Source organism: Actinacidiphila sp. bgisy167 (assembly GCF_057707665.1).
In genome coordinates this window covers 1-3,248 of record NZ_JBYIQP010000172.1, presented here as the reverse complement: position 1 = coordinate 3,248, position 3,248 = coordinate 1, and the positions used below count along the sequence as shown (strand labels likewise).

Here is a 3,248-nt window from a genome sequence, read left to right as displayed (position 1 = left end):
TCCGTTCCTTGAGAACTCAACAGCGTGCCAAAAGTCAACGCCAGATATGTTGATACCCCGTCCATCCGTTCGGATGGTCGAGGTTCCTTTGAAGAAAAACACAGCGAGGACGCTGGGCACGTCGGGATTATTCCTCCCGATGGTGCCGCTCTCGTGAAGACATTCACGGAGAGTTTGATCCTGGCTCAGGACGAACGCTGGCGGCGTGCTTAACACATGCAAGTCGAACGGTGAAGCCCTTCGGGGTGGATCAGTGGCGAACGGGTGAGTAACACGTGGGCAATCTGCCCTGCACTCTGGGACAAGCCCTGGAAACGGGGTCTAATACCGGATATGACCTTCCTCTGCATGGGGGTTGGTGGAAAGCTCCGGCGGTGCAGGATGAGCCCGCGGCCTATCAGCTTGTTGGTGGGGTAATGGCCTACCAAGGCGACGACGGGTAGCCGGCCTGAGAGGGCGACCGGCCACACTGGGACTGAGACACGGCCCAGACTCCTACGGGAGGCAGCAGTGGGGAATATTGCACAATGGGCGAAAGCCTGATGCAGCGACGCCGCGTGAGGGATGACGGCCTTCGGGTTGTAAACCTCTTTCAGCAGGGAAGAAGCGAGAGTGACGGTACCTGCAGAAGAAGCACCGGCTAACTACGTGCCAGCAGCCGCGGTAATACGTAGGGTGCGAGCGTTGTCCGGAATTATTGGGCGTAAAGAGCTCGTAGGCGGCTTGTCGCGTCGGTTGTGAAAGCCCGGGGCTTAACCCCGGGTCTGCAGTCGATACGGGCAGGCTAGAGTTCGGTAGGGGAGATCGGAATTCCTGGTGTAGCGGTGAAATGCGCAGATATCAGGAGGAACACCGGTGGCGAAGGCGGATCTCTGGGCCGATACTGACGCTGAGGAGCGAAAGCGTGGGGAGCGAACAGGATTAGATACCCTGGTAGTCCACGCCGTAAACGTTGGGAACTAGGTGTGGGTCACATTCCACGTGGTCCGTGCCGCAGCTAACGCATTAAGTTCCCCGCCTGGGGAGTACGGCCGCAAGGCTAAAACTCAAAGGAATTGACGGGGGCCCGCACAAGCGGCGGAGCATGTGGCTTAATTCGACGCAACGCGAAGAACCTTACCAAGGCTTGACATACACCGGAAACACCCAGAGATGGGTGCCCCCTTGTGGTCGGTGTACAGGTGGTGCATGGCTGTCGTCAGCTCGTGTCGTGAGATGTTGGGTTAAGTCCCGCAACGAGCGCAACCCCTGTCCTGTGTTGCCAGCGGATTATGCCGGGGACTCACAGGAGACCGCCGGGGTCAACTCGGAGGAAGGTGGGGACGACGTCAAGTCATCATGCCCCTTATGTCTTGGGCTGCACACGTGCTACAATGGCCGGTACAATGAGCTGCGATACCGTGAGGTGGAGCGAATCTCAAAAAGCCGGTCTCAGTTCGGATTGGGGTCTGCAACTCGACCCCATGAAGTCGGAGTCGCTAGTAATCGCAGATCAGCAGTGCTGCGGTGAATACGTTCCCGGGCCTTGTACACACCGCCCGTCACGTCACGAAAGTCGGTAACACCCGAAGCCGGTGGCCCAACCCCTTGTGGGAGGGAGTCGTCGAAGGTGGGACTGGCGATTGGGACGAAGTCGTAACAAGGTAGCCGTACCGGAAGGTGCGGCTGGATCACCTCCTTTCTAAGGAGCTTCTTGGCCTCTTCGGGGGTCCAGAGCCACTACGCCGGCGAGTGTTCGGCGGTGGTTTGCTCATGGGTGGAACGTTGACTATTCGGCACGGTCTTGTAGGGGATCGCTAGTACTGCTTCGGCGTGGAACGTGGACTTCTCGGGACTGTGTCGGGCGCGCTGTTGGGTCCTGAGGGCATGGAAGTGTTCTCGGTTGTGGACCGGGCTCATCGAAGCTTCGCGGTTGCGGGGTGGGTGTTGGGTGACGGGTCGTTGTTTGAGAACTGCATAGTGGACGCGAGCATCTGTGGCCAAGTTTTTAAGGGCGCACGGTGGATGCCTTGGCACCAGGAACCGATGAAGGACGTGGGAGGCCGCGATAGGCCCCGGGGAGCTGTCAACCGAGCTTTGATCCGGGGGTGTCCGAATGGGGAAACCCGGCAGTCGTCATGGGCTGTCACCCGCTGCTGAACACATAGGCAGTGTGGAGGGAACGCGGGGAAGTGAAACATCTCAGTACCCGCAGGAAGAGAAAACAACCGTGATTCCGGGAGTAGTGGCGAGCGAAACCGGATGAGGCCAAACCGTATGCGTGTGATACCCGGCAGGGGTTGCGCATGTGGGGTTGTGGGATTGTACTTCAGTCGTCTGCCGGCGGCTGGGCGAGTCAGAAACCGTTGATGTAGGCGAAGGACATGCGAAAGGTCCGGCGTAGAGGGTAAGACCCCCGTAGCTGAAACATTAGCGGCTTGCTTGTGCGATTCCCAAGTAGCACGGGGCCCGAGAAATCCCGTGTGAATCTGGCGGGACCACCCGCTAAGCCTAAATATTCCCTGGTGACCGATAGCGGATAGTACCGTGAGGGAATGGTGAAAAGTACCGCGGGAGCGGAGTGAAATAGTACCTGAAACCGTGTGCCTACAAGCCGTGGGAGCGTCGCATGCAGGCTTGCCTGTGTGTCGTGACTGCGTGCCTTTTGAAGAATGAGCCTGCGAGTTTGCGGTGTGTGGCGAGGTTAACCCGTGTGGGGTAGCCGTAGCGAAAGCGAGTCCGAATAGGGCGATTTTAGTCGCGCGCCCAAGACCCGAAGCGGAGTGATCTAGCCATGGGCAGGTTGAAGCGTGGGTAAGACCGCGTGGAGGACCGAACCCACCAGGGTTGAAAACCTGGGGGATGACCTGTGGTTAGGGGTGAAAGGCCAATCAAACTCCGTGATAGCTGGTTCTCCCCGAAATGCATTTAGGTGCAGCGTCGTGTGTTTCTTGCCGGAGGTAGAGCACTGGATAGGCGATGGGCCCTACCGGGTTACTGACCTTAGCCAAACTCCGAATGCCGGTAAGTGAGAGCGCGGCAGTGAGACTGCGGGGGATAAGCTCCGTGGTCGAGAGGGAAACAGCCCAGAGCATCGACTAAGGCCCCTAAGCGTACGCTAAGTGGGAAAGGATGTGGAGTCGCAGAGACAACCAGGAGGTTGGCTTAGAAGCAGCCACCCTTGAAAGAGTGCGTAATAGCTCACTGGTCAAGTGATTCCGCGCCGACAATGTAGCGGGGCTCAAGCGTACCGCCGAAGTCGTGTCATT

Annotated in this window: 2 rRNA genes; both read left to right on the top strand. The window is 58.5% G+C overall.

The annotated features are described in order from the left end of the window. Window positions 1-162: 162 nt before the first annotated feature. A 16S ribosomal RNA gene (locus AC3ET4_RS30490) occupies window positions 163-1,681 on the top strand. A gap of 296 nt (window positions 1,682-1,977) precedes the next feature. After that, window positions 1,978-3,248 (top strand): 23S ribosomal RNA (locus tag AC3ET4_RS30485); the annotation flags it as partial.